Origin of the sequence: Sphaerobacter sp. (assembly GCF_019683595.1) — a bacterium.
GTDB lineage: Bacteria > Chloroflexota > Chloroflexia > Thermomicrobiales > Thermomicrobiaceae > Sphaerobacter.
This window is the reverse complement of record NZ_JADGHZ010000001.1, coordinates 37,630-63,870: the sequence shown is the minus strand read 5'-3', so window position 1 is coordinate 63,870 and position 26,241 is coordinate 37,630. Positions and strand designations below refer to the sequence as shown.

Here is a 26,241-nt window from a genome sequence, read left to right as displayed (position 1 = left end):
CTGACTCGTTGTGCTGGCGGCGTCAGGCACAGCGAACGGATGCGGGGTGGCGATACAGTTTGGTACGGACGGCTGGCGAGCCGTCATCGCCGATGAGTTCACCTTTGCCTCGGTACGCGCGGTCGCGCGTGCCTATGCCCTTGTGCTGTACGAGCAGATTGCGGATCGCCGGCCGCAGGTCGTGGTCGGGTACGACCGGCGCTTCGCCTCGGACGCCTTTGCGCGGGCGGCTGCCGAGACGCTGGCTGCCGCGGGCGTGTCGGTGCAGCTCGCTCGGCGACCGCTGCCGACGCCGGCGATTAGCTGGGCCACGGCGGCGCGCGGCGCTGACGGAGCCCTGGTCATCACCGCGTCCCACAATCCTCCGCTCTACAACGGGATCAAGCTGAAGACCGCAGCCGGGGCGTCGGCGCCTCCGGCGCTGGTGCGCCGGGTGGAGGCGCTGCTCGGCGCGGATCGGGAGTCAGGCGGAACCGCCGCGCAGGTCGTCGAAATCGACCCGACGGATGACTATCTGGCGGGGTTACGAGCGGCGGTGAACCTTCCCCGTATCCTGTCGGCGGGTCTGACGGTGGTCGCTGACGCGATGTTCGGAGCGGCGGCCGGCCTCCTGCCGATGCTCCTCAACGGGGACGCCACGGAGACGATCGAGATCAACGCCGCGCACAATCCGCTCTTCCCGGGCCTGAAGGGCCCGGAGCCGGTCGAGCGCAACCTGGCGCGTCTCAAGAAGGTCGTGGCAGACGGCGGGGCGACCCTCGGGGTTGCCTTCGACGGGGACGGTGACCGTGTCGGGGTCGTCGATGAGCGGGGCGAGTACGTCTCGACGCAGCACGTCTTCGGCCTGCTCGCGCGCTACGTGCTGGAGGTGCGAAAGGCGCGCGGGCCGATTGTCAAGTCGGTGACGGGGAGCGCCATGGTCGACCGCCTGGCCGAACGGGCCGGGGTGCCCGTGGTTGAAACCGCGACCGGGTTCAGCCGGATCGCCGAAGCGATGCAGGACGAGGGAGCGGTCCTGGGCGGGGAAGAGAGCGGTGGGTATGCCTTCGGGTTCCACCTCCCGGAGCGCGACGGTCTCCTCGCAGCGCTGCTCTTGCTCGATTACGTGGTGCAATCCGGGAAGCCGCTGTCGGCGCTGCTGGCTGACCTGGAGGCGGCCATCGGGCCGTGGCATTACCGCCGGGTGGATGTACCGCTGGCGCCGGACGTTGCCGCGAAGATCGTGGCCCAGGTCCAGCGCAGCGAGTGGCCTTCCCGGGTGGCTGGGCTGCCGCTGGCCGGGGTGCGCGATATCGACGGCGTGAAGCTGGAATTCGAGGACGGGAGCTGGCTCCTGCTGCGGCCCTCCGGGACCGAGCCGCTCCTGCGCCTCTATGCCGAAGCGCGCTCCCCGGACGACGTCGATGCGTTGCTGGCAGCGGGCCGGGAATTCCTCGGGATCTGAATCGCCGTAGGCCCGCAGGTGGACGTATACTGTTATCCCGGTGAGACGGACGCTGTGAGGAGGCGAGCTTGACAGCGAGTCTGGACACGATCGCGGCGCAAGTACGTGTCTGCACGCAGTGTGAATTGCATCGCATGCGGACCAACGCGGTCCCGGGACACGGGAACCCCAACGCCGAGATCATGTTCATCGGCGAAGGGCCGGGCTGGCACGAAGACCGCCAGGGGCTCCCGTTCGTCGGCGCCGCCGGGCAGTTCCTGAACGAAATGCTGCAAAGCATCGGGCTGTCTCGGGACGAGGTCTTCGTCACCAACGTTGTCAAGTGCCGTCCGCCCGGCAACCGCGATCCACTGCCGGATGAGATCGCCGCCTGCTCTGCCTACCTCGATGCGCAGATCGCCGCGATCAAGCCTAAGGTGATCGTGACGCTCGGCCGCTTCTCGATGGCCCGCTGGTTCCCGAACGAGCGTATCTCACGCATCCACGGCCAGCCGCGCCGCTTTGGCGATGTGGTGGTGGTGCCGATGTACCATCCTGCGGCAGCGCTGCACCAGTCCTCGTTGCGCGCGACCATCGAGGCCGACATGGCGAAGCTGCCGCAGATCCTGGAGGAGGTCCGTCGCGAGACGGCGGCGGAGGACGCGCCCCCGCCCCCACAGCAGATGCGGCTCTTCTAACACGTCGGCCGCGGGGTTCGGTCCGGTTGCCTCCCGGCGCGGGATCGACGGAGAAGGAGTGCATTCCCGGTTGAACAACGCCCACCACCTCGACGTCACGTTCCTCGGCGGGCTCGGTGAGGTCGGAAAAAACATGCTCGTGCTGGCGTCGGGTGACGATATGATCGTCATCGATGCCGGCGTCGGGTTCCCGGAGGAGGACATGTTCGGCGTGGACCTCCTCCTGCCCGACATCACGTACCTCCGCGAAAACGCGGACCGTGTCCGCGGGATCTTCATCACCCACGGCCACGAAGATCACATCGGCGCGCTCGCCTACCTGCTCGAAGCGGTCAATGCTCCGGTCTACAGCACGCGGCTGACCCAGGGATTGCTGCGGAATCGCCTCCGGGAGCGCAAGATGCTCGACCGGGCGGACCTGCGCCTGATCGTCCCTGAAGAGGACCCACGCATCCCCGCAGGGTGTTTCACGGTCGAGTGCTTTCGCGTGAGCCACAGCATTCCGGACGCGGTGGGGTTCGCGATCGAGACGCCGGTCGGCCTGGTAGTGCATACCGGCGATTTCAAGTTCGATCAGACGCCGGTCGACGGCCGGCTGACGGACATGGCGAAGCTCGGCGAGCTTGGGCGCCGTGAGCCGCTGCTCCTCATCAGCGACTGTGTTCACGTTGAGTCCCCCGGGACCACGCCTTCGGAGCGGGTCGTCGAGCAGACGTTCGACGACGTGCTGCGCCGCGCACCGGGGCGAGTGATCGTGGCCACCTTCGCCTCGAACATCTCACGCGTGCAGCAGGTGCTGACGACCGCACACCGGCATGGGCGGCGGGTGGCCTGCGTCGGCCGGTCGCTGCAGAACAACGTCCGCGTGGCGCTGGAGCTGGGTTACCTTACACCGCCGCCCGACACGCTGATCCGCGTGTCGCAGGCGGCGAAGCTGCCGCCGGAGCAAGTCGTCTACGTCTGCACCGGGAGCCAGGGGGAGCCGATGGCGGTGCTCAGCCGCATCGCGCGGGGCGACCACAAGGAGATCCGCATCCAGCCGGGCGACACGGTGGTGATCTCGGCGACGCCCATCCCCGGCAACGAATCGTCGGTCTACCGGCTCATCAATCAGCTCTTCAAGCAGGGGGCGGAGGTGATCTACGCCGCCCACGCGCCGGTCCACGTGTCGGGGCATGCCAGCCAGGATGAGCTGCGCATGATGCTCAACCTCGTGCGGCCGCGCTTCGTCCTTCCGTTCCACGGTGAGCCGCGCCACCTGTATCTCTACGCCGATCTGGCCCGCAGCGTCGGCATTCCGGACGAGTGCATCGTGATCGGCGATGTCGGCACGGTGTTCCGCTTCGACGGGGAGACGGCCCAGATCGCCGGCAGTGTGCCGAGCGGGACGGTCTACGTCGACGGGCTGTCGGTCGGCGAGGCGGGAGACAGGACGATCGTCGATCGGCGGCTCCTGGCGCGGGACGGCGTGCTCCTGATCGTCGTCACGATCGACCGGGAATCGGGCCAGGTGGTGGCCGGGCCGGAGATTGTCGGGCGTGGTTTCCTTCCCGATGGCGTGGGCACCGCCTTCCTGACGGCCGCGCGCGACCACCTCAGCCAGGTGCTGGGTCAGAACGGGCATACCAGCCACGGCCGGCTCGCGGCGACGCGTGCGATCCACGAGACGGTGCAGTCGTTCGTCTACCAACAGACGCGACGCCGCCCGGTGATTCTCCCCGTCGTGCTCGAGGTCTAGGGCTGAATATCCGCCCCTCGGTGCTATAATGCGTACGAACACGACGCACGTACACGGAGGGGGCGATGGCAGCGCAGGCAAAGGGGCGCCGGAAGAAGCCGCAGGCGAAGAGCACGGCACGCCGGAAGGGAAGCAGTCGGTCGACGCCGCCCGCCGCCCTCATGCTGGTCTGGCGTGGCTTCCGGGCTGTCGGCGCCTGGTTCGCGAGTTGGGAGGTGCCGAGCCGCCTGCAACGGGAAGTCCTGGGCGTTCTCTCCCTCGCCATGGCGGTGCTCCTCACCCTCCCGCTGGTGTTGCCGGCAGACCAACAGGGACTGATCGGCGTGCTGGGTGACTGGCTGCGTGCCCTGCTCGGCCGGGGAGCATTCCTGGTGCCGGTGGGACTGGCGGGCCTGGCGATCGAGCTGTTCGTGCCGGGTGGTGACGGCGCGCGCCGCCGCCGGATAACCGGATACCTGCTGTTCACCGCGGCCGTCGTCACCTTCCTCCACCTGATCGGGGCGCCGACGGTGGAGCAGGCCGGTGGCCACCTGGGCAGCGGCCTGGGCGAGCTGGCGCGCGCGGCGGCCGGCCACGCCGGAGCCTCTATCATCGCCTTCACCGTCGGCATCGTGGGCGTCTACCTCCTCACGGGGATGGATCTCCTGAGCGCGGTGCAGGCATGGCGCAGCCTGCGGGCGTCCCGCGCGGCCGTGCGCGCAGCGTCGCCACCCGCCGCGCCCGCAGCACCGAAACGCCGGGCCGCACAACCGGTGGCGGAGGAGCCAGCGGAGTCCGCCCCGCCGCCGCGCCCGGTGATCAACCTGCCCAAGACGGAGCCAGCCGATGCGAAGGCCGAAGAGCCCGCGTCCGCGGCGGCCACCCCGGCGTCAGGTAAGCAGGAGGGGGAGCCTACGCGGCTCGCGCCGTTACCGTTGCCGGACATCAAGCGCCTCGCGTTGTACGACGGCGGGACGCCGGATCCCGGCGAGCTGGAGAGCAAGGCGGCTCTGATCCAGGAGTCGCTGAAGAACTTCAAGGTCGACGCCCACGTGCGGGAAATCTTTCCCGGTCCGGCCGTCACCATGTTCACCCTTGAGCCGGGGCCGGGTGTCAAGGTGCGGCGCATCACGGAACTGCAGAACGATCTGGCTCTAGCGCTGGCCGCACCGTCGATCCGTATCGAGGCACCCGTCCCCGGGATGGCCCGCGTCGGTATCGAGGTGCCCAATTCCAGCGTCCTGACCGTCGGCCTGCGCGAGACGTTGGAGTCGGCGGCCTTCCAGCGCTCCAAGGCGAAGCTGCCGCTGGCGCTCGGGCGTGACGTCAACGGGCGCTACGTCATCGGCGACCTGGCCAAGATGCCGCACCTCTTGATCGCCGGCTCGACCGGCTCCGGGAAGTCGGTCTGCATCAACGGCATTATCGCCACCTTCTTGCTCACGCGCCGCCCGACCGAACTCCAGATGGTGCTCATCGACCCGAAGAAGGTGGAGCTGGTCGGGTTCAACGGCGTGCCGCACCTGAAGTGCCCGGTGGTGACCGACATGGACAAGGTGGTCGGCACGCTCCGCAAGGTGTTGGAGGAGATGGAGCGCCGCTACCAGCAGTTCGCCGCGCTGGGTGTGCGGAACATCGACGGCTACAACCTCCGGCGCCAGGAGGACCCCGGCCTTGAGATCATGCCCTACCTGGTAGTCATCATCGACGAGTTGGCCGACTTGATGATGACCACGCCGGAGGAGGTCGAGACGCTGCTGGTGCGCCTGGCGCAGATGGCGCGCGCGACCGGGATCCATCTCCTCATCGCTACGCAGCGCCCCTCGGTCGATGTGTTGACCGGGCTCATCAAGGCCAACGTTCCAGCACGTATTGCCTTCGCGGTGACCTCGGTGACGGACAGCCGGGTCATCCTCGACCTGCCGGGGGCGGAGCGGCTGCTCGGGAAGGGTGACATGCTCTTCCTGCCTCCCGATGCCGCCAAGCCGCACCGCGTCCAGGGGTCGTTCATCGAGGATCGCGATCTGCAGTACGTGGTTCGTCACTGGCGGAAGGTGGCTCCCAACCACCAGTACGACCCGAACTGGGTGAACGTGGAGACCGAGGAGCCGGCCGAAATGGGGGAAGACCCGCTGCTCGAGCAGGCGCTTCAGATCGTGCGCCAGCAGGGGACGGCATCGGCCTCGATGCTCCAGCGGCGCTTGCGCATCGGCTACAACCGCGCAGCGCGTCTGATCGAGCAGATGGAAGAACTCGGCTACGTCGGCCCGGCGGACGGCTCCCGCGGGCGACCGGTCTACATCACGGACGAGGAGTAAGATGCGCGCCGATGGTCCGCTGGCGGCGGCGCGGCGGGGGAAATGAGCCGTTTGGTATACTCATAGCCGGTGCGACGCCATACGGATCGTGAGGAACGGGTGCGATCTCGGGTTACAGCAGAACCGGTTGCCAAACTGATTGACGAATTCGGCAAGTTGCCCGGGGTAGGCCCGAAGACGGCATCGCGCCTGGCCTACCACATCCTGCGGAGCGACCGCGAGGAAGCCGTAGCCTTGGCGGAGGCGATCCTCGAGGTCAAGGAGCGGATCGTGCTCTGCTCGATCTGTTTCAACATCACAGAGCACGACCCATGTCCGATCTGCTCCGACGAACAGCGAGACCGCCGCACGATCTGCGTGGTCGAGGAGCCGCTGGATGTGGTAGCGCTCGACCGGACCGGCGAGTACAACGGGCTGTATCACGTCTTGCACGGCGTCCTGTCGCCGGTCGATGGAATTGGCCCGGACCGATTGCGAATTCGTGAGTTGGTCGCGCGTGTACAGGCGGACCCGCCCGACGAGGTGATTCTGGCGCTGAACCCGAATATTGAAGGGGATGCCACCGCCATGTACATTGCGCGGCAGTTGCTCCCGCTCGGCGTCACTGTCACCCGCCCGGCCAGTGGGCTGCCGGTAGGGGGCGACCTCGAGTACGCCGACGAAGTGACGCTCGGGCGAGCGCTTGCCGGGCGTCGCGCGCTCTGAGCCCTCCCGGCGCGGGGTGCCGGGCTCCGGCAGGAGCCGAACTGCACGGGGGTAGACGCATCATGGCCACGTTGACCGTTCGCCCCATCGGCATCCGCGATTTGACCGGTTTCCGTGCGCTACAGCGAATCCCGCTGGGTCTCGGCGACGGCGGTGCGCCGGTAGGCCCGATGGGGGCTGGGGTGCTGGCGAGCCTGCCCGTGACGCGCCGCTTCTGGCGCGGGTACATCGCCACGGCCAGCGAGGGCCTCCGCGCCGCGGTCGAGATTCAGCCGGAGCCGCGGGACTATCGCTGGGTGATCGCCGCGCTCGCGGCAGGGCCGGACTCCGTCCCGGAGCAGACCGAGTTGCTGGTCGACGTGTGGGAGGCGCTGCTGATCGCGGCGATACGCGCGGCCGGGGCATCCGGCGCCAAGCGGCTACACGCATGCGCGCCGTTGGATGGCCCGGCCCTGGAGGCGTTGCTGCGCGCGAACTTCACCATCTACGCGTACCAGACCACGCTGGTGGCACCGGGTGTCGGCCCAGGTGCGTTGAATGGGACGGCGATTCGAGAGCAGGAACCGAGTGATGCCTGGGCCCTGCAGCAGTTGTACCAGCGGGCGACCCCGCAGCCGGTCCAGTTCGCCGAGGCGTTTACGACCAACCATTGGGACGTGGGCCGGCGTGCGGCCTGGCGCGTGCGTGGCTTCCTGGTCGAACGCGATCACCAGGCGGTGGCGTACTGCCGGGTGACGTCTCGCGGGCACCAGCATGTTGTCGACGTGCTGGCGCAGCCGGGTGAGGCGGAGCTCTTGCGGGATCTGGTGCCGCGGGCGCTGGCGCGGTCCGGCGCCGGGGAACACGACGAGGTTTGGGTGGGCGTGCCCGACTATCATAGCGAGTACATTTCGCACTTGGAGGCGGTGGGATTCTCCGTCGACGGGCGCCAGGCGCGGATGGTGCGGTACACGGCGGTGCCGGTGCGCACGAGTCAGGCCCGGCCGCTGCATCTGGTGCCGGAAGTCGGGGAGCGGCTTTCGGCGCGGCTGCCTTCGTATTCCAGCACAGGCACGACGCCGCCGGCTGATGGCGTCACATCAGGGACGTTGATGGTATAGCGACGGAGTGGATTGCACTTGACAACCTGGAGGACCACATCCGCGACGAAATCGCCGGCGCCGTTCGGCGAGGAGATCACCGACAACCTGGAGGACTTGCTCGCGGTCTTACCGCCCCACGTGGTGGAGGCGCTCGAGGCGGAGAGTACGCCTGAGGAACGCAAGGAGCTCATCGAGATCGTCCTGGACCTCGGACGGCCCCCTGAGGCGCGTTATCCGGACCGTGAGGTGTACCTGTCGGACCGCGAGGTCACGCGCGAGGACATCGCCTACGTCGCGGAGCGCATCGGCCGCTTCGGCGACGACAACCGGGCCGGGATCGAGCGGACCCTGCATCGCATCTCCGCCATCCGGAGCCGCTCCGGGCAGATCGTCGGGCTGACCTGCCGGATCGGGCGGGCGGTCTACGGGACGATCGGGATCGTGCGCGATCTAGTGGAGTCGGGCGAGAGCCTGCTCCTGCTCGGTCGGCCCGGCGTCGGCAAGACGACGATGCTGCGCGAGACGGCTCGGGTGCTGGCCGACGACCTGGGCAAGCGGGTGATCATCGTCGACACGAGCAATGAGATCGCGGGCGATGGGGACATTCCCCACCCGTCGATCGGCCGCGCGCGCCGCATGCAGGTGCCGACGCCGGCCTTGCAGCACGCGGTGATGATCGAGGCCGTGGAGAACCACATGCCCGAGGTCATCGTCATCGACGAGATCGGCACCGAGCTGGAGGCGGCCGCGGCGCGGACGATCGCCGAGCGCGGTGTGCAGCTCGTCGGGACGGCGCACGGGAACACCCTCGAGAACTTGATGATGAACCCGACGCTGTCCGATCTGATCGGCGGGATCCAGTCGGTGACGCTGAGCGACGAGGAGGCGCGTCGCCGCGGGACGCAGAAGTCGATCCTGGAGCGCAAGGCGCCGCCGACCTTCACCATGATGGTCGAGATTCAGGCTCGGGACCGGGTGGCAGTGTACCGCGACGTGGCCAGCGCAGTCGACGCGATCCTGCGCGGACAGCCGCTGCGCGTCGAGGTTCGGCAGCGCGCGCCGGACGGCACGGTAACGGTCACCTACGAGCAGCCGTACCAGGCGGAACACGCCGCGGACACGGAACGGCGGCCGACCCGTCGGCGGGGACCGGAGCCGATACCTCAGGCGGGCGAAGAGCCCGCACCGGTGGTGCGCGACGTCCTGCGTGCGGGCCGGGGAACCCCGGACCGCCCCGCGCGCGTGTTTCCGTTCGGCGTGAGCCGCAACCGTCTGGAGCAGGCGATCCACCAGATGGCCGCGCCGGCGACGGTCGTTCGTGACCTGCGCGACGCGGACGTAGTGGTCACGCTCAAGAACTACTACCGGCGGCGGCCGCAGCCGCTGCGGGAGGCGGAAGCGCGAGGTATCCCGATCTACGTGCTGCGGAACAACACCATCGTCCAGATGGCGAATCTGCTCCGATCCCTCTTCGCCGAGCAACTGCAGAGCAGTGTGATGCGCCAGGACGCTGAGCGTGGCTCGGACCGGTGGGATGACGAGGAGGCGGAGGTGCCTGAGGATCGGCTGGCGGCAGCCATGTTCGAGGCCGAGTCCGCGATCCACGACGTGTTGAGCGGCGAGGTCTCCAGCGTCGACCTGCGGCCGCAGGCTTCCCACGTCCGACGGCTGCAGCACCAGCTTGCTGAACGCTACAACCTCGCCTCGCGCAGCCGCGGGCGCGAGCCCCAGCGCTACGTCGAGATCTTCCGCCGGGACGGTCTTCCGTGAGCCTGTTCGTGACGTTCGAGGGGCCGGAGGGGGCGGGCAAGTCGACCCAGATCCGACGGCTGGCGAGTGAACTGGAGGCGCGCGGCTATTCGGTCGTCACCACGCGCGAGCCTGGGGGGACCGCGATCGGCGAGGCCATCCGGCAGATTTTGCTCGCGCCCGAACACGCTGCTATGCTGCCGGAGACGGAAGCCTTGCTGAACACGGCCGCACGTGCTCAGCATGTCGCTGAAGTGATTCAGCCCGCCCTCGCGGCGGGCAAGGTCGTGCTCTGCGACCGCTTCGTCGACTCGACGCTGGTCTACCAGGGTGCGGGGCGCGGCCTGCCGGCGAATGAGTTGCTGTCACTGCAACGCTGGGCGACGCGCGGGCTGTGGCCCGACCTGACGCTGCTGTTGGATCTGCCGGTTGCGGTTGGGCAGGCCCGCCGGCGGGCCTCGGGCGAGCCCCTGAGCCGGCTCGACGCGGATGCGCTAGGATTTCACGAGCGGGTGCGCACGGGGTTCCTCGCGTTGGCGCGCGACGAGCCGGCGCGGTGGCGCATTATCGATGCGGCCCAGTCTGAGGAGGCGGTGGCGCGGGAGGTGCTGGCGGTTGTGCTTGAGCGATTGTCGCCGGCGCCGGGGCGCCAGTAGGGGATGCAGATGAAACTGATTTTCGCGGTGATTCAGGGGAAGGATGCCGACAACCTGCTGACGGCGCTCCGGGAAAACGGCTATCGCTCGACCCAGATCAACAGCGCGGGCGGATTCTTGCGAGAGAACAATGTGACGGTCCTGATCGGCGTGGAGGATCCGTACGTGCCCGATGTGTTGCGCCTTATTGAGCAGAACTGCTATACGCGGACGCAGTATGTGAACCCACTGCTGCCGATCATGGAGCCCGGAGAGTTCTACGTGCCGAACCCCGTCGAGGTGCAGGTGGGCGGCGCGACCGTCTTCGTGTTGGACGTCGAGCGCGTCGAGCGTATCCCCTAGGCGGGGAGCGACCGGCTGGTGCGGAGCCGGCCGCGCGTGACACTCCCGACCGACGGAGGGAGAGAGTTTCGATGGAAGCTATCATCGCCCGAGCTGTCCAGGTCATCGTCGCCCTCGGCGGTGCCTACCTGCTCGCGCTCTGGTTTGCCCTGGTGGTCTGGACGTTCCAGGACATCCAGCGCCGCAGCCGCAGCGTGATCGCGCAAATCTTTTCGACGCTGGTCGTCGTGCTCTTCTTCGTTCCCGGTATCCTCATCTACCTCATTCTGCGCCCGCGGGAGACGCTCGATGACACCTTCCAGCGTTCGCTGGAGGAGGAGTACCTGCTGCAGGATCTGGAGGAGCTACCGCTCTGCCCGTCCTGCCAGCGCTACGTCAACGAGGACTTCGTCTACTGCCCGTACTGCCGGACGGAACTCCGCCAGCCCTGCCCCGGTTGCGAGCGCTTGATCGATCTTCGCTGGGAAATCTGCCCCTATTGCGGCGTGGAGCAGTACCCAAGCGAGGAGCATGGCCAGGCCGCAGCGTGGGAGCGGCCGGAACCGGCCGGGGTGAACCGGCTCGTGCAGGGGGCGCGGGAGCGCTTCTCCGGCCGATGGTCGCGGCTGCCCGATGAGGCGACGATCGCGATCGATCCTCCAGTCGGTGGCACGGGCGAGCGCGCGCGGGCCACTTCGGAGATGGCGAACGTGCCGGAAGCGCCGGTCTGGCGAGGACAGAGCCGGTCGGCCGCGGACGATAACGGCAGCGACGCGTTCGACGCGCGCTGGGGTGAGCCTGAAGCCCCGGCGGTGGACCCTCTGGAGCAGACCGACGAGTTGCCGGCCGGGGTCTCCCAGCCTGGGCCGCGCAGCTAGGCCCGCAGACCGTCACCGGCACGGCGGGGTGAGAAGCGGACGGGGTTTATGCTCGCTCACGTCCCCGTCGTCCGAGGGTCGGGACGGCATCCGGCCGGATCATGAAGTTGAACTTGCTCCGGAACGCGTCGTAGAAGTTCATCCCCTCCAGGACTGCCAGCCGGAAACGGTGCGTCCCGTCGCGGACGGTCACGACATCGCCCTGCTGCAAGTCCAGTTCGGGCACACCGTCAAGGATGAGGTGCGCCTCGCGCTCGCTCGCCAGGACCAGTTCGATCAGGGTCGTCTTGGGGACGACCAGGGTCGTGCGGATCGGTGAGTGGGCGCAGATTGGCGTGACTGCGAAGCCGCCGACGCCGGCTGCCAGGACCGGGCCACCCGCGGCCATACAGTAGGCCGTGCTGCCCTGCGGCGTGGCGACGATCATGCCGTCACCGGGGTAGGTGTTCACGTAACGTTCGTCAATGTAGACCTCGACGTCGATCATCTGCATGCCGGAGCGGATAACCACGTCGTTGATGGCCCAGGCGTCGACGATGGCCTGCCCGTCTCGGTAGACCGTCGCCGCCAGCGTCGGCCCCTCCTGCACCTCGTAGCGACCGTCGACGACCTCCTGCAGGGCGGCCTGCCAGTTCTGCCGCTCGGTCATCGCCAGGAATCCCACCTTGCCGACGTTGATTCCAAGGATCGGGATGTCGGGCAGGTCGTGGGCGACGCGCATGATCAGACCGTCACCACCCAGGGCGACGATCACGTCCGGCCGGGTACCGCTCCGCAGTTCATCCTCGCTCAACACTTCGCACCCGCGCTGCTCCAGCCACGGGATCACCTCGGCGGCCAGACGCTCGGCCTCCGACTTTCCGTGCGCGGCGATCAGGCCGATCCGGGCCATGCGTCGCCCCTCTCTCATCAGTCAGTCATCCCGCGCGACCTCCACAGTGGGTCGCACTGCCCATGGTACCGCAAGAACCCGTGCCGCTTCACCGCGGCGCCGGGTACGACGCCGCGGTACACTTGGAGGGGAACTGGTGAGAACGAAGGGGTGCCGGGGATGCACTGGATCGAAGAGTCGGGCCTGATTGCAGTGATTCGGCTCGACGACCTGAGCCGCGCGGTTGAGCTGGCGACGGCGCTCGTCGAGGGCGGGATTCGGGTGTTGGAGTTCACCTACACCAACCGCCAGGCGGGGAGCGCGATCGAGCAGGTGCGTGCGGCGCTGGGAGATGTCTGCCGCGTCGGTGCGGGAAGCGTGCTCGATGCGGAGACGGCGCGCGCGGCCATGCTAGCGGGGGCCGAGTTCATCGTCACGCCGACCCTGCGTGCCGAAACCATCGAGATCTGCCGCCGCTACTCCATCCCCTCCGTCATCGGCGCCTTCACGGCGACGGAGATCCTGACGGCATGGGAGCAGGGCGCCGACTACATCAAGGTCAACCCTGCCCGCGCGGCCGGTCCCGAGTACTTCAAGGACATCCTCGGGCCGCTGCCCCAGGTGAAGCTGATCCCGTCGGGTGGGGTCACGCTGGAAACGGGGCCGCGCTTCCTGGCTAACGGCGCCGTGGCCCTGGCGGTAGGGGGCGAGCTGGTCGACAAGCGCGCGGTGGCCGCCGGTGACTGGGCGGCCGTGGCGGCGCGTGCGCGGCAGTGGGTGGAGATGGTGGCGCGTGCCCGAGCGGAGCACGGTCATGGAACCTAGCGAGGAGCGGGTGGCGGACGCGCCGGCGGGCCCGTCCAGCGCCGACCAATCCGAGACGGCGCCGCGCCGGGAGCGGGTCCGGCTCTACCGCACCGAGGCCGTGGTGCTGCGCCGCCGCGATCTCGGCGAGGCCGATCGCATCCTGACGCTCTTCACCGCACGTCATGGCAAGCTGCGGGTCGTCGCCAAAGGTGTGCGTCGCACGCAGAGTAAGCTGGCCGGCCATCTGGAGCCGTGCGCGCGAACCTCGCTGCTGCTGGCTCAGGGCCGCAACCTCGATATCATCACCCAGGCGCAGCTCGTGAAGCCCTACCGCGCGCTGCGCGAGAATGAGATCTCCATCGCCTACGCGGGATACTTCGCCGATCTCCTCGATGCGCTGACGGTCGAAGCACAGCCGAATCCGGCGGCCTACGATGCCCTGGTGTCGGCGTTCGAGATGCTGGACCGCGGCCTCGACCCGTTTGTGACTGCCCGGATCTTCGAATTGCGCCTCCTCACGGTGACCGGGTTCCGCCCGGAACTCTACCGCTGTGCCGGGTGCGGTGAAACGCTTCAGCCGGTCGTGAATGCCTTCAGCGCCGAGGCAGGCGGCGTGCTCTGCCCCGCGTGCCGGCAGGCGCAGCCGCAGGCGTTGCCGCTCTCGGTGAATGCGCTCAAGTTCCTCCGCCTGATCGACCGCGACCCGTCGGCAGCGTTCCGGCTGCGCCTGAGCGATTCCCTGCGAAGCGAGGTCGAGGATGCGCTTCGGGCGCAAATCCGTCAGGTGGTGGAGCGCGACCTCGGCTCACTCGCTGTCCTGCGCCTGCTCACCCATTGATCCCAGCCCGTGCTGCCCGCTACCATACCGGCACCGATCGCCCCGGAGGGCAATCCGACGCATCGGGAAAGGCTGTCAGCGCGAGGAGGGCACCGTGGCATACATTGACGGACTCCTGGGCGAGGGGGAACGCATCCTGATCGTCGAGCGACGGCATCCGATCTTCATCGCCGGGCGGCTGGCGCTCTTCATCCTGGCCGCGGCCGTGCTGGTCGCGCTCGGCGTCTGGCTTGGGAGCGCCGTATCGAACCTGGCCGGGATCATCGTCGGGGCGCTGGCGATCATCCCACTCGCCGTGGCGCTGTGGCGCTTCCTGGCCTGGCACCGCGAGCAGTACATCGTCACCACCGCCCGCATCGTCCAGGTGGAGGGCATCATCACGAAGCGGGTGATGGATTCCTCGTTGGACAAGGTGAACGACATCCTCCTGACCCAGAGCGCCATGGGGCGCGTGTTCAACTACGGCACGCTCGAGATCGTGACCGGGAGTGAGATCGGGGTCAACCGGCTCGACGCGCTCGCGGACCCGTTCCGCTTCAAGCGGGCGATCCTCGATGCGCGCAGCCGGATGGGGTGGGACGACGACCGCCGCGTTGCTCCGCCCGAGGATGTGACGCGCCTGCTCGTCGCGTTGAACGAGCTGCGCAACGCGGGCGTCTTGTCGGAGTCCGAGTACCTGGAGAAGCGCGCCGCCTTGCTCGGGCCGGGCGCGCGGTGAGCGGAGTGCGATGTGACCCACGCTGATCTGCATGCGCTGCTCGCTGCCAGTGGCCTTGCGCCGCGAGTGGCGCTGGTGATCGGGTCGGGGCTCGCGCCGGTGGTCGCGGAACTGGACGTGGCTGCCCGCGCGGGGATGGACGAGCTTTTCGGCCTCCGGGTGCCTGGCGTGGCCGGGCATGCGCGGGAGGTGGTCGTCGGGCGCTTCGCCGGGGTGCCGATCCTGGTCTACCTCGGCCGTTACCACCTCTACCAGGGGCTTACGGCCGCCGAGGTGGCGGCACCGATCCGCGCGCTGGAGGGAACGCCGGTGCGCTATCTGGTGCTGACCAACGCGGCGGGCGGGCTTGATCCCGCCTTCGCGGTCGGCGACCTGATGCTGATCCGCGACCACCTGTACCTCCCGGGATTGGCCGGGCAGAGCCCGCTGATTCCGCCGCGCGGCGCGGAGGTGGACTTTATCCCGATGCGGGATGCCTACGCTCCGGAGCTGCGCGAGCTGGCACACTCGGCGGCCCGCGCGGTTGGCGTCTCGTTTCGGGAGGGGGTCTACGCCATGGTCGCCGGGCCGAGCTACGAGACGGCCGCGGAACTCCGCTTCTTGCGGGCCATCGGGGCAGACGCGGTCGGGATGTCGACGGTGCCGGAGGTCGTCATGGCACGCGCGATCGCGCTGGACGTCCTGGCGATCTCGACGATCACCAACCGCGCCGTCGCCGACGAGCCGGCCACGCCGAGCCACGAGGAGGTCGTGCGCGAGGGTGCGCGCGCGGCAGAGCGCCTGAGCGCGGTCCTGGGTGCGCTGTTGCCCCGCCTCGGCGGCGAGTAGCGGCGGATACGCCGAACATGAAAACCGGGCCTCGAACGAGGCCCGGTTGTGCGTGTCGTGAACATGGTGGGGCGGATCAGGTGCGGTCGATCTGCGGCTTGGCCGCCCGCAGGGATTCGACCGCGTCGCGCGTGATGGTCGCGACGAGCCCGATCGCCCGGCCGACGCGACGCGCCGGTCCCTTGCGCCGGCCTTCGCGGACCGACGGCCGGTGCAGCGGGGTCGGCAGTGCCTGCTCCGGGGTCGGGCGCACCGGAAGCTGGCGTGGCGGGCTGATGAGAGACTCCAGCTCCTCCCCGTCGATCGTCTCGACTTCCAGCAGCCGCTGCGCGACGCGCTCCAGGTCGTCGGCGTGGGCGCGCAGTACTTCGAGCGCAACCTGGTGCGCCTGCTGCACCAGCTCCAGCGCTTCCTGCTCGGCGGTGTAGGCCGACTGCGGCGAAAGCTGCTGCAAGTCGCTGGCGGCACCGGTCGAGAGCAGGCCGAAGCGCTTGCCCATGCCGTACCGCTGGACCATCGACGTCGCGATTGTCGTCGTCTGCTCCAGGTCGTTGGACGACCCGGTGGTGATGTCGCCGAAGATCAGCTCCTCGGCTGCCAGCCCGCCCAGCAGCGCCGCCAACCGGTCGCTGAGCTGAGCGCGGGTCCAGAGGCCGCGATCCTCGTCCGGCACGATCATGGTGTAGCCCCCGGCGCGGCCGCGCGAGACGATCGAGACCTTGCGCACCGGGTCGGCGTGCGGCAGCAGGTGAGCCACCACCGCGTGGCCGGCTTCGTGGTAGGCAACCACACGCCGCTCGCGCTCGCTGAAGCGACGCGCGTTGCGCGCGGGACCGGCCAGCGTGCGGTCGAGCGCTTCGAGCAGGTCTTCCTTGGTGATCGTCTCACGGTGGTCGCGGGCAGCCAGGATCGCCGCCTCGTTGATGACGTTCGCGAGGTCGGCCCCGGTCATGCCGGTGGTTCGTGCCGCGAGCTCGTCCAGATTGACATCTTCGGCCAGCGGCTTGCCGCGCGCATGGACTTCAAGGATGGCGCGGCGGGCCTTCCGGTCGGGCAGGTCCACGACCACCTTGCGGTCGAACCGCCCGGGACGGAGCAGCGCCGGGTCGAGGATATCGACGCGGTTGGTCGCGGCGACGACGACGACCGTGGTCCGCTCCTCGAAGCCGTCCATTTCGACCAAGATCTGGTTCAGCGTCTGGTCGTATTCCGAGCTCTGTTCCATGCGGCCGCGGCGGCGACCGATGGCGTCGATCTCGTCGATGAAGATGATCGCCGGGGCGTTCTCCTTCGCCTTGCGGAACAGCTCACGCACCCGCGAGGCGCCGACACCGACGTACAACTCGACGAACTCCGAGCCGCTGACCGAGAAGAAGGAGGCCCGCGCCTCGCCCGCCAGCGCACGGGTCAAGAGCGTCTTACCGGTGCCTGGCGGTCCGGTGAGCAGGACGCCGCGCGGGATGCGGGCACCGAGCCGGCGGAAACGCTCCGGATCGCGGAGGTAGTCGACGATATCCGCGACTTCTTCCTTGACCTCCTCCGCGCCGGCGACGTCGTCGAAGGTGATAACCCGCTCACCCGGCCGAATCGGCTCGAAGCTGCCGCGGCGGGTCGTGGTGCTGCCGATGCTGCTCGGCCCGAAGCGGCGGAACAGGAAGAAGATCACCACACCCGCGGCGATCAGAGTCAGTATGCGGAGCAGGATCATGAGATCGGCGGAGATGAGGCTGTTCCCCGCCGGATAGATCTCCGGCCAGCGCTCCACCGGGATCCCCGCATTCGTGAGGAGCGTCGTCAGGGACTCCCCCGCTGGCAGTGCCACGCGGGTCTTGCTGTCGTCTGCGTAGGTAACCTCGGCCTGTTGGCCGTCGTTGGTGAGGTGGATCTCCGTAACGCGACCGTTGCGGATGTCCGTCAAGACCTGCGTGAGGTTCACCGGCTGCGGCGTGGTGCGCATGCTGATGCCCACGCCGATGAAAACGAGCACGACCAGCGCCAGGGCGCCAAGTGCCAACCCCCGTCGATACTTGTTCACGCCTATCTGTCCCTCAGGCTTCCTGCCTCAGCTTGGCGAAAGTGGTCAGGAGTGGCGGTGGAAATCGCGCTTGCCCCGTTCTGGCGAAATCCGGCCCAATCCCTGCCCACGGCCGTTCCGGCCCCCATAGTACACAGATTCACAATCGAATGCCAACCGAGTTTCTGACCGTCTCGATTCACGCGATGTGCGGCGAGAGAGTGGATGAGCTTACGCATCACGTAAGTGCGCGTGATTTACCGGCACGCGACGGGCCGCTCGTTCGCTGCCGTCTGCGCCGCTCCAAGGCAACATAAGTATCGCCCGGGTGAACCGCGATGTGTCAACCGGTTGGGACCGGGAAAAAGGGGAGGGGGCTTCCCGATATGACGCGCCGTGGCGCGTCGTTCGCCGGCACGTCACCGGGATCCGGCTACCACGGTGAGGGAACCAATACCCAGATGACATGCGCAACTTCGTGGGGGGATGGATTGCGCCAACAGTGAGGCGCGCGGGCGGAGAATGTAAGGGAGTCGCCCGCCGTGAGCCGGTAATGGGTTCCATCGACCTCGATTTCGAGGCGACCGGCGAGGACGTGCACGAATTCGGCATCCGCCGGCAGCGAATACAACCCGTCGCCGCTCCCGCCACCCGGTTCGATATGCGATTCGATCACCTGGAGCCGTCGCTCGCCGCTCGGGGTGAGCAGGAACTCGGTGACGCGGTCGCCTCCGAAGTTGATCGGCGCCCGGTTCTCTGCAGTGACGAGGTCGGTCTGTGCCGGCTGGAACAGGGCTCCGATCGGGAGGCCCACGGCGTCGCAGATGGCGAGCAAAGAGGCGACCGAAGGGGAAGCCAGATCCCGCTCGACCTGGCTGAGGAAGCCCTTGGTCAGCCCGGTGAGGCGAGCCACCTGTTCCAGCGAGAGGGATCGCTGCTGACGGGCTGCCCGCAGCCGCTGTCCGATGCGGATCCCTCCTCCGTTCGGACCTGCGGCTCTCACTTCCCGTGGAGACCCTTCGCCTGCGCTACGGTTTGGCGCCGGCCTGTCGACTCCCGAGTCGCGCTTCATCGTCGCCCCTTGACAATCACTACCGGTGTTTTATGATCGTAAACAACGTTTACCAGGACCGTCAACAGAGTGCTCCGCGATGTCGCGCTGACACGCGGCCAGTGCCGAGAGCGCGCACCCGTGCGGCCCCAGAGGAGGGTGACTCGTGCGCCTCTTCTACGCGAGTGACGTGCACGGATCCGAGCGGTTATGGCGCAAGTTCCTCAACGCCGCAGCCTTCTACGGCGCCGACGTCCTGATCATGGGCGGCGACCTGACGGGGAAGGTCATGGTCCCGTTCGTCGAGCGCAAACCGGGCGAGTGGGTCGCCCGCGTGTTCGGCAAGGACGAGAAGGCGAAGGGCGAGGCGAAGCTGGAGGAGCTGGAGCGGCGCGTGCGGCTCAACGGCTTTTACCCGCTGCGCTGCACCTTCGACGAGTACGAGCGGCTGCGCGTCGACGACGGCTACCGCGACGAGGTCTTCCGATGCCTCATGCGGGAGGAATTGCGGCGCTGGCTCGCCCTGGCCCACGAGAAGCTCGCCGGGACCGGCGTCCGCTGCTACGTGATGCCTGGCAATGATGACGAGTGGGACATCGACGATGTGCTCGGTGAGGCCGCACCGCCGGTCGTGAGCTGCGGGGAGCGCGTGGTTCACGACGATGGGTTTCAGATCCTCTCCTGTGCCTGGACGAATCCGACACCGTGGGACTCGCCGCGAGAGTTGCCCGAGCCGGACCTGCTCCAGAAGCTGGAGGATCTGGCTACGGAACTGGAGCCGGGAAAGCCGGCCATCTTCAACCTCCACTGCCCGCCGTACGACTCCGGGCTGGACCTCGCGCCGCAACTCACCGACGACCTGCGTGTCGTGACCGAGGGGGGTGAGCCGAAGCTGGTGCCGGTTGGGTCGCAGGCGGTGCGGACGTTTATCGAGCGTCATCAACCGCTCGTGAGCTTGCATGGTCACATCCATGAGTCGCGTGCCGCGGCTCGGATCGGCAGCACGCTCTGCATCAACCCGGGGAGCGCGTACAGCGAGGGCGTGCTCGACGGCGTCGTGATCGACATCGAGGGCGGTCGGGTCACCGCCTATCAACTGGTGAGTGGGTAGCCTCGACCGGGGAAAGGGGTGCGGACATGCAGGGGCAGAGCGACTTTGTCATGGGCGGTCCCGGAATCTTCCAGCGGAAGGCGACCGGCCTGGTACGAGAGGCCGGCACGCTCGACGTCCTGATTTACAACATCAACTTCGTCTCGCTTGGCCTGATGACGATGCTGGTGTTTCTGTTCTCGACCGCGTTCTATCCGGGTGCCAACCTCTACCTCACGGCGCTGCTGATGTTCCTCCTCGTTATCCCAACCAGTCTGGTCTTCGCGTTCTTCGCCAGTGCGATGCCCCGCTCCGGGGGAGACTACGTCTATGTGAGCCGGGTTCTGCACCCGGCGCTGGGCATGATGTCGAGCTGGAACAACACCGTCTGGTGGTTCCTCTACGGCGGGGTGCCGTCGGCGTTCTTCGCGCAGTTCGGCCTCGCGCCGTGCTTCTCGACGCTGGGGCAGATGGCCGGGATTGCCTGGATGCAGGATCTCGGCGCGTGGTTCGCGTCCGACTGGGGCACGTTCCTCACCGGCGCGGTCTTGATCGCGGCACTGGTGGCCGTCTTCTCCCGCAGCCTCCGGCTCTACTTCCGGATCCAGAATACGCTCTTCATCATCTCGCTCGTATCGCTTGTGCTCGTGGCGATCGTCTGGCTGACAACCTCCAGCGCCACGATCATCGACCGCCTCGGCCAGGGGCTGGGGGAGGCGACCCTCCGCGGGCTTGGCCAGGCAGCGGTCGAAGCCGGGTACGCCACCGGACCCTTCAGCATCAAGTGGACACTGCTGGCGGGCACCTGGGTCTACATCAATCTCGTCTTCAACCAGTCGTCGGCCTACATCGGCGGGGAGGTGAAGCGTGCATCGCGGCTACAACTCTGGTCGATGCCGACCGCCGCTGCCTTGACCGTGGCGGTGCTGCTGGTGCTGCTGGTGCTCGGTGATCGCGCGGTTGGGCTGGACACGATCGGGCAGCTCGCTGCGTCGCAGGGACTCACCTATACCCAGATTGCGGCCTTTGGCTCGGGCAGCACGCTCGTCGCATTCTTCATCCTCGTGCCGTTCATCTTCCAGTCGTACACCTGGCTGCCGGGCCAGATCACCAATGCGTCGCGCAACCTCCTCGCCTATGCGCTGGACGGTCTGATGCCGTCAGCGCTGGGCCGGGTGCATCCGCGGTACCACACCCCGGTGCCCGCGCTCGTCTTGGTCGGGGCCGGCTCGATCCTGGCGCTGGCGGGCTACGTCTGGATCCCGGTCTTTGCGACCCTGGTCGGCATCTTCGGCTTCATCCTCGGGTTCATGATCGTCTCCATCGCCGCGATCGCCTTTCCCTACCGGCTCCCCGACGTGTTCGAATCGTCCCCGGTCAACACCCGGGTGGCCGGGATCCCGGTGATGAGCGTGGTCGGCGCGCTGTCGCTCGTGGCACTCGCGATCATGGCCTGGGCGTTCCTGACCGACCCCAGTGCGGGGTTGAACGGGCATCCGGGGCTGATTCTGATGAACGTGCTGATCCTGCTCAGTGGCCTGGTGATCTACGCCGTGGCGCGTGGGCTGCAGCGCCGGCGCGGGGTCGATATCGCCAAGCGCTTCGCCGAGATTCCGGTGGAGTAGCACGGCGTTTGACGAATGACCGTGACCCACCGGAGCCGACTCCGGCGCCGGTTCGCTGTCATCCTCAGCGGAGCCGAGGGCGGCGGCCAGCCGCCCCCGGCGCAGCGAAGGATCTCTCCGGCACGTGGCCGCTCCGACGCGAGATCCGTCGCTCCGCCGCCCGGCTCCGTTCAAGATGACATGCGCGCGGAGCGAGCTGCAGGCGGGAATACCAGGTCAATTCGTCAAAGCTCATGCTGGGCGCAGGCGTCCCGGCTGCTGCCCCGAGCGGGCGGGATTGACACCGGCTCGCAACGCTACCTAGACTGGCGCCGCGTGGACAGTCAGGAGATGCCGCGCTCCGGAGCGTGGGGGATGCGTGATCAAGCGACCGCAGGCGTGGAAGGTTCGACCGGCGTGGTGCAGCAGCCACTCGAGGATGTGCGGCAGGAAGCTGAGCGCATTCTGGTGTCTGCCGAGGAACGGGGCATCGTCCTGCGCATCCTCGGGGGTGTGGCCGTCCTGATGCACAGCCCGAGTGCCGAGCACCGCGCGCTCCAGCGCGCCTATGGCGACCTGGACTTCATCACCCTCGGGAGTGATCGCGCGGAGCTGCCCTCGCTCTTCGTCGAACTCGGATACACGCCGGACGCCGAGTTCAACACGCTGCACGGGCACCAGCGGCTGTACTTCTGGGATAGCGCGAACCAGCGACAGGTCGATGTCTTCGTCGACACCCTGCGGATGAGCCATACGCTCGACCTGCGGCAGCGGCTGCACCTGGAGCGCCGGACGATCCCGCTGGCCGACCTGCTGCTCACGAAGCTCCAGATCTACGAGATCAATGACAAGGATGTCCGGGACATCATCGCACTGCTACGGGATCATCCGCTCGGGTCCGGCGACGAGGAGATGTTCAACCTCGATCGACTCCTGGCCATTCTGACGGCCGACTGGGGCTTCTACCGCACCACGGTCAAGAACATCGCGGTCGTGCGTGAGGCGCTCAGCGCGAACGGCCTTGCGGATGATGCGGACATCGCGAGTCGGCTGGACGAGCTGGAGCGAGCCATCGAAGCCGCTCCGAAGACGCGCGCGTGGAAGCTCCGTGCGCTGATTGGCGACCGCAAGCCGTGGTACGAGTTGCCCGAAGAGGTGCGGCGCGACTGACACCGGAGGGAGGAGTCGAGGGTGGCACTCTACGATCTGAGCCACCGGATCGTATCGGGCATGCCGCACTTCCCGGGTGACCCGGTACCGCAAGTCGCGCCCGCGACGATGGAGCCGCCTTGGCGGGTCAGTTCGCTCGCGATCGGGAGCCACACCGGCACGCACGTGGATGCGCCGAGCCACTTTCTCCCTGACGGGCGTCCCATCGGCGAGTACCCACTCGAGCGATTCATCTTGCCGGGGATGGTGGTCGATGCGACGGGCTTCGGGATGAATGAGGCGATCCCGGAGGACGTCCTGGCACCCTACCGGGAGGCGTTCAAGCCCGGCTGGTGTCTGATCCTGCGCACGGGATGGGACCGGCACTGGGATGACGAGTCGTATTATCGACACCCGTACCTCAGCGACGCGCTGGCCGCCGCGGTCGTCGCGATGGGGGCGTCGCTCTTCGGAATCGACGCGTTGAATGTCGATTCGACCGCCGACAGTGGGAACACGGTCCACGACACGCTGCTGCGGGGCGACGTGCTCATCGTCGAGAACCTCCGCGGACTGGATGCGTTGGAAGCCGGCCGCACGTACGGTTTCGGCTTCGTTCCCCTGGCGCTGGGTGATGTGGACGGCGCTCCGGTCCGCGCCCTCGCGTGGGATCTGGATCAGGCTCTCCTACCGGCGGGGTGAGGGACTGGTTCTCCGAGAAGCGATCCCGGTTAGAAGTCGACGAAGTAGGTGTTGCATGCCCGGTCGATCAGTTCCTGGCTCAGGGTCGGGGGCTGATCCAGGTATCGGGCGATGCCGACGAGCGTGCGCAAGATGTCGCGGGGGTGGCAGGAGCGCAACGGTCGCTTCGGCTTGACGTAGTACTCACGGAGCAGGTAGACGAGCCCCTGCTGATCGAACGGCACCCCGAGGTCCTCGCACTGCCGGCGGAAGATTTCGCGGAACTGGTTTACCGTCGGGTTGCCGATCCGGACCTTGTTCTGGATGCGGCGCAGAAACGCCTCGTCCACCAGGTCCTTTGGCTCCAGGTTCGTCGAGAAAACGATCAACTCGTCGAACGGGATCTCGATCTTCTTGCCGGTGTGTAGCGTCAAGAAGTCGACGCTCTTCTCCAGCGGCACGATCCAGCGGTTCAAGAGGTCCGCCGGGCGGATCTGCTGGCGGCCGAAGTCGTCGATGAGGAACATCCCATTGATCGCCTTCATCTGCAGCGGCGCCTCGTAGATTTTGGAGACCGGGTCGTAGACCAGGTCGAGGCTGGCCAGGGTCAGCTCGCCGCCGACCATGACCGTTGGGCGCTTGCAGAGGACCCAGCGGCGGTCGTAGTCGGTGCGGCCGTTGGCGGCCGGGATCGGCTCGTGGTGCTGCAGGTCGAGCATTTTGATGATGTGACCGTCCACGAGGATGGCGTGGGGGATGAGCACGTGGCCGCCCAGCATCTGCGCCACGCGCTCGGCCAACGCCGTCTTCCCGTTCCCGGACTCGCCGAAGAGGAACATCGACCGCCCGGTGTTGATCGCCTGCCCGATGGCATCGAGCACGGCGTCATCGAAGATGAGATCGGCCGTGGCGCGACGCACCTGTGCCGGTGTCACCCGTGTCGTGCGGATCGACTGCCGCTCGACCATCTCCTTGAAGGCCTGCAGCGGCACCGGCGCCGGGCCGACATACGAGTTGCGCTCTACCAGTTCCTGCGCACGGGCGCTGCCCTTCGGTGTCGTTTGGAACTGGTAGGCGAGTTCCCCAAACCCTTGAGAGCCCGTGACTTCGATCATCTCGTCGCGCTTGAGCTGCGCGAGAGCTCGCTCCACCACGTTGAAGTAGGGGAGGCACAAGAGGTCGCTCAGGGCCTGCGCGGTGATGGCGTTCTGGTAGTAGATGGCCTTGAGTGCGAGATCGCTGATGAACGAGAGGTCCAGCCCGGTCTGCTCGATGGCCGACGGCTCGCGCGTACTAAGGATTCGGGTTGTGGGACCTGGCGACGTCAGCGTCTGCATGTGGCCTGCTACCACTCCCTATCGCTGTGCCCCATGCGGGGGCGCTCCCCGCCTGTAGGGTACGGACGGCGTGGCGCGGAGGCACTAGGGCAATGGTCACGTTGGCTAGTGCCCGTCCGTCTCGCACTCGGTACGCCCGTACCTGCTCCGTCTGGCCGTTTGGCCCGAACAAGCGCACGCATACGCGATCGTCCGGACGGCACGCGGGCTCGTTCGGTCCAGTGGGGTGACCTGCGTGGTGCACGGGCTGTGCCTGATGGCGCCGGCTCACGGTTGCGTCCCCGACATCAGGCTGCTATCCTTGCGCGTCTCTAAATTGAGAGGCTGTCTAATGTCCGAGTATGGCAGGGTACCTGCTGAGCATCGTCATTGTCGGCCAACCGTGGAATGACCGCGAATTCGCGCGGTCGCGTCCAATGCGGGACCGCAATCCACCGCTGGTCGCTCGGTGTCCGTGATCGAGTGGATCGGCATCATCCAGCCGGTGCGGAGGGCGCGTGCCGGGTGGCGGAAGGAGACTCCGATGGCTCGCGCGACCGACGACACCGCTCTCCGGCCCTTCACGATCGCGATTCCCGAGGAAGATCTGGACGACCTCAAGACACGCCTGAGGCGTTCCCGTTGGACCGACGAGCTGCCTGGTGTGGGGTGGGGGTATGGCGTGCCTCGCAGCCACGTGCAACGGCTGGTTGAGTACTGGTTGGACGGGTACGACTGGCGGGCGTGGGAGGAGCGACTCAACCGGTATCCGCAGTTTGTGACGGAGATCGACGGGCAGCGTATTCACTTCCTGCACGTTCGCTCGCCCGAGCCGGACGCGTTCCCGTTGATCCTCACGCACGGCTGGCCCGGCTCTGTGGTGGAGTTCATCCGAATCATCGACCCGCTCATCAATCCCCGCGCGCACGGCGGTGACCCGCGCGACGCGTTCGACGTGGTCATCCCATCGCTGCCCGGTTTCGGCTTCTCGGGTCCGACCAGGGACACGGGATGGACCTCGGTGCGCATCTCCAGGGCCTGGGCGGAGCTGATGAAGCGCCTCGGCTATACCCGCTACGGCGCCCATGGCAACGACGCCGGCTCCATCATCTCGCCCGAGCTGGGGCGGGTCGACGGGGACCTCGTCGCCGGTGTTCACGTGACGCAGATCTTCGCGCTCCCGATGGGCGAACCGGCCGAGTTCGAGGATCTGTCGGAGGAGGACGTGGCCGCGATGCAGGTCCTCCAGTGGTTCTTCGAGAACAAGTTCGCGTTCAACCAGTTGCACTCGCAGCAGCCGCAGACGCTCGCGCACGCGCTGGCGGATTCGCCGACCGGGTTGCTGGGCTGGAACGGGCAACTGCTGGGCACGGACGTGTTGCAGAACCTCGACGACGACTTCGTCCTCACGAACGTTGCCATCTACTGGTTCACGAACACCGGCGGGTCGTCGATCCGCCTGTACTACGAGGACGCCAAAGGCAGGTCCGCGAGCGGGCCGACCACCGTGCCGATCGGCCTGGCAGCCTTCGAGGGCGACTTCAAGTCGATCCGGCGGTTCGCCGAGCGCGACCACGCCAATCTGGTGCAGTGGCACACCTACGACGTACCCGGCGGCCACTACGCCGCGTATCTGGCACCCGATCTAATGGTCGAGGACATCCGTGGCTTTTTCCGCGGGTTACGGTGATTGATCGCGGACAGAGGCGGGCGGCGGTTCGAGAGCG

23 protein-coding genes are annotated in these 26,241 nt (G+C 67.6%); 19 read left to right on the top strand and 4 right to left on the bottom strand.

All coding sequences use genetic code 11. The features are described from left to right. Positions 1-46: 46 nt before the first annotated feature. From IRZ30_RS00275 to IRZ30_RS00230, 10 genes are all read left to right on the top strand, one after another. Positions 47-1,444, top strand: coding sequence for a phosphoglucomutase/phosphomannomutase family protein (locus tag IRZ30_RS00275; protein WP_294081715.1), 1,398 nt, complete (start codon positions 47-49; stop codon positions 1,442-1,444). 68 nt (positions 1,445-1,512) lie between these two features. Further along, the gene (locus IRZ30_RS00270) at positions 1,513-2,121 is read left to right on the top strand and encodes a uracil-DNA glycosylase (RefSeq protein ID WP_294081713.1); all 609 of its coding nucleotides are present in this window, start codon (positions 1,513-1,515) and stop codon (positions 2,119-2,121) included. A 58-nt stretch (positions 2,122-2,179) separates the two neighbouring features. Then, entirely contained in the window at positions 2,180-3,859 is a 1,680-nt protein-coding gene (locus IRZ30_RS00265) for a ribonuclease J (protein ID WP_294081711.1), read from the top strand. Between the two features lie 65 nt (positions 3,860-3,924). Beyond that, positions 3,925-6,156, top strand: coding sequence for a DNA translocase FtsK (locus tag IRZ30_RS00260; protein WP_294081709.1), 2,232 nt, complete (start codon positions 3,925-3,927; stop codon positions 6,154-6,156). 99 nt (positions 6,157-6,255) lie between these two features. Next, positions 6,256-6,861, top strand: a complete 606-nt coding sequence (gene recR, locus IRZ30_RS00255; RefSeq protein ID WP_294081707.1) for a recombination mediator RecR — start codon at positions 6,256-6,258, stop codon at positions 6,859-6,861. 62 nt (positions 6,862-6,923) lie between these two features. Next, positions 6,924-7,961 (top strand): hypothetical protein, encoded by a 1,038-nt coding sequence (locus IRZ30_RS00250; protein ID WP_294081705.1) that lies wholly within the window; start codon positions 6,924-6,926, stop codon positions 7,959-7,961. An 18-nt stretch (positions 7,962-7,979) separates the two neighbouring features. Then, entirely contained in the window at positions 7,980-9,713 is a 1,734-nt protein-coding gene (locus IRZ30_RS00245; RefSeq protein WP_294081703.1) for a R3H domain-containing nucleic acid-binding protein, read from the top strand. After that, complete coding sequence (gene tmk, locus IRZ30_RS00240) at positions 9,710-10,348, top strand: dTMP kinase (RefSeq protein WP_294081701.1); 639 nt, start codon at positions 9,710-9,712, stop codon at positions 10,346-10,348. The genes IRZ30_RS00245 and tmk overlap by 4 nt, the downstream gene beginning before the upstream one ends. Positions 10,349-10,357: 9 nt before the next feature. Further along, a complete protein-coding gene (locus IRZ30_RS00235; protein WP_294081699.1) occupies positions 10,358-10,690 on the top strand; it encodes a cyclic-di-AMP receptor in 333 nt (110 codons plus the stop codon). A 71-nt stretch (positions 10,691-10,761) separates the two neighbouring features. Beyond that, on the top strand, positions 10,762-11,547 hold the full coding sequence (locus IRZ30_RS00230; RefSeq protein WP_294081697.1) for a zinc ribbon domain-containing protein: 786 nt from the start codon (positions 10,762-10,764) through the stop codon (positions 11,545-11,547). Positions 11,548-11,593: 46 nt separating this feature from the next. On the opposite strand, the gene IRZ30_RS00225 is transcribed toward IRZ30_RS00230, so the two are convergent. Then, positions 11,594-12,439, bottom strand: a complete 846-nt coding sequence (locus tag IRZ30_RS00225) for an NAD(+)/NADH kinase (protein ID WP_294081695.1) — start codon at positions 12,437-12,439, stop codon at positions 11,594-11,596. 159 nt (positions 12,440-12,598) lie between these two features. Between IRZ30_RS00225 and IRZ30_RS00220 the strand changes: the two genes are divergently transcribed. The 4 genes from IRZ30_RS00220 to IRZ30_RS00205 all read left to right on the top strand — a co-directional run bounded on the left by IRZ30_RS00220 (position 12,599) and on the right by IRZ30_RS00205 (position 15,609). Beyond that, positions 12,599-13,243, top strand: a complete 645-nt coding sequence (locus tag IRZ30_RS00220) for a bifunctional 4-hydroxy-2-oxoglutarate aldolase/2-dehydro-3-deoxy-phosphogluconate aldolase (protein ID WP_294081693.1) — start codon at positions 12,599-12,601, stop codon at positions 13,241-13,243. Beyond that, a complete protein-coding gene (recO, locus tag IRZ30_RS00215; RefSeq protein ID WP_294081692.1) occupies positions 13,233-14,063 on the top strand; it encodes a DNA repair protein RecO in 831 nt (276 codons plus the stop codon). Before IRZ30_RS00220 ends, recO begins: the two co-directional genes overlap by 11 nt. Before the next feature lie 94 nt (positions 14,064-14,157). Continuing rightward, complete coding sequence (locus IRZ30_RS00210) at positions 14,158-14,781, top strand: PH domain-containing protein (protein ID WP_294081690.1); 624 nt, start codon at positions 14,158-14,160, stop codon at positions 14,779-14,781. A gap of 12 nt (positions 14,782-14,793) precedes the next feature. Further along, complete coding sequence (locus tag IRZ30_RS00205; protein ID WP_294081686.1) at positions 14,794-15,609, top strand: purine-nucleoside phosphorylase; 816 nt, start codon at positions 14,794-14,796, stop codon at positions 15,607-15,609. A gap of 76 nt (positions 15,610-15,685) precedes the next feature. Here IRZ30_RS00205 and ftsH read toward each other — a convergent pair whose 3' ends face one another. Together ftsH and IRZ30_RS00195 are read right to left on the bottom strand one after the other, a co-directional pair. Beyond that, positions 15,686-17,644: an ATP-dependent zinc metalloprotease FtsH gene (gene ftsH / locus IRZ30_RS00200; RefSeq protein ID WP_294081684.1), complete on the bottom strand. Its 1,959-nt coding sequence runs from the start codon at positions 17,642-17,644 to the stop codon at positions 15,686-15,688. 412 nt (positions 17,645-18,056) lie between these two features. Further along, on the bottom strand, positions 18,057-18,626 hold the full coding sequence (locus IRZ30_RS00195; protein WP_294081682.1) for a cupin domain-containing protein: 570 nt from the start codon (positions 18,624-18,626) through the stop codon (positions 18,057-18,059). 214 nt (positions 18,627-18,840) lie between these two features. On the opposite strand from IRZ30_RS00195, the gene IRZ30_RS00190 reads away from it, so the two are divergent. The 4 genes from IRZ30_RS00190 to IRZ30_RS00175 all read left to right on the top strand — a co-directional run bounded on the left by IRZ30_RS00190 (position 18,841) and on the right by IRZ30_RS00175 (position 23,219). After that, the gene (locus IRZ30_RS00190; protein ID WP_294081680.1) at positions 18,841-19,785 is read left to right on the top strand and encodes a metallophosphoesterase; all 945 of its coding nucleotides are present in this window, start codon (positions 18,841-18,843) and stop codon (positions 19,783-19,785) included. Between the two features lie 26 nt (positions 19,786-19,811). Further along, positions 19,812-21,389, top strand: a complete 1,578-nt coding sequence (locus tag IRZ30_RS00185) for an APC family permease (protein ID WP_294081677.1) — start codon at positions 19,812-19,814, stop codon at positions 21,387-21,389. A gap of 354 nt (positions 21,390-21,743) precedes the next feature. Further along, positions 21,744-22,538, top strand: coding sequence for a hypothetical protein (locus IRZ30_RS00180; protein WP_294081675.1), 795 nt, complete (start codon positions 21,744-21,746; stop codon positions 22,536-22,538). Positions 22,539-22,559: 21 nt separating this feature from the next. Further along, entirely contained in the window at positions 22,560-23,219 is a 660-nt protein-coding gene (locus IRZ30_RS00175; protein WP_294081673.1) for a cyclase family protein, read from the top strand. A gap of 29 nt (positions 23,220-23,248) precedes the next feature. Here IRZ30_RS00175 and IRZ30_RS00170 read toward each other — a convergent pair whose 3' ends face one another. Then, positions 23,249-24,535, bottom strand: a complete 1,287-nt coding sequence (locus tag IRZ30_RS00170; protein WP_294081671.1) for an ATP-binding protein — start codon at positions 24,533-24,535, stop codon at positions 23,249-23,251. A 523-nt stretch (positions 24,536-25,058) separates the two neighbouring features. Here IRZ30_RS00170 and IRZ30_RS00165 point away from each other — a divergent pair. Further along, complete coding sequence (locus tag IRZ30_RS00165; protein ID WP_294081670.1) at positions 25,059-26,204, top strand: epoxide hydrolase family protein; 1,146 nt, start codon at positions 25,059-25,061, stop codon at positions 26,202-26,204. Positions 26,205-26,241 lie beyond the last annotated feature (37 nt).

Coding starts and splice junctions, on each gene's coding strand:
- IRZ30_RS00260 (WP_294081709.1), top strand. CDS start 3,925: ATGGCAGCGCAGGCAAAGGGGCGCCGGAAGAAGCCGCAGGCGAAGAGC.
- IRZ30_RS00250 (WP_294081705.1), top strand. CDS start 6,924: ATGGCCACGTTGACCGTTCGCCCCATCGGCATCCGCGATTTGACCGGT.
- IRZ30_RS00235 (WP_294081699.1), top strand. CDS start 10,358: ATGAAACTGATTTTCGCGGTGATTCAGGGGAAGGATGCCGACAACCTG.
- IRZ30_RS00230 (WP_294081697.1), top strand. CDS start 10,762: ATGGAAGCTATCATCGCCCGAGCTGTCCAGGTCATCGTCGCCCTCGGC.
- IRZ30_RS00225 (WP_294081695.1), bottom strand. CDS start 12,439: ATGGCCCGGATCGGCCTGATCGCCGCGCACGGAAAGTCGGAGGCCGAG.
- IRZ30_RS00220 (WP_294081693.1), top strand. CDS start 12,599: ATGCACTGGATCGAAGAGTCGGGCCTGATTGCAGTGATTCGGCTCGAC.
- recO (WP_294081692.1), top strand. CDS start 13,233: ATGGAACCTAGCGAGGAGCGGGTGGCGGACGCGCCGGCGGGCCCGTCC.
- IRZ30_RS00185 (WP_294081677.1), top strand. CDS start 19,812: ATGCAGGGGCAGAGCGACTTTGTCATGGGCGGTCCCGGAATCTTCCAG.
- IRZ30_RS00180 (WP_294081675.1), top strand. CDS start 21,744: ATGCGTGATCAAGCGACCGCAGGCGTGGAAGGTTCGACCGGCGTGGTG.
- IRZ30_RS00170 (WP_294081671.1), bottom strand. CDS start 24,535: ATGCAGACGCTGACGTCGCCAGGTCCCACAACCCGAATCCTTAGTACG.
- IRZ30_RS00165 (WP_294081670.1), top strand. CDS start 25,059: ATGGCTCGCGCGACCGACGACACCGCTCTCCGGCCCTTCACGATCGCG.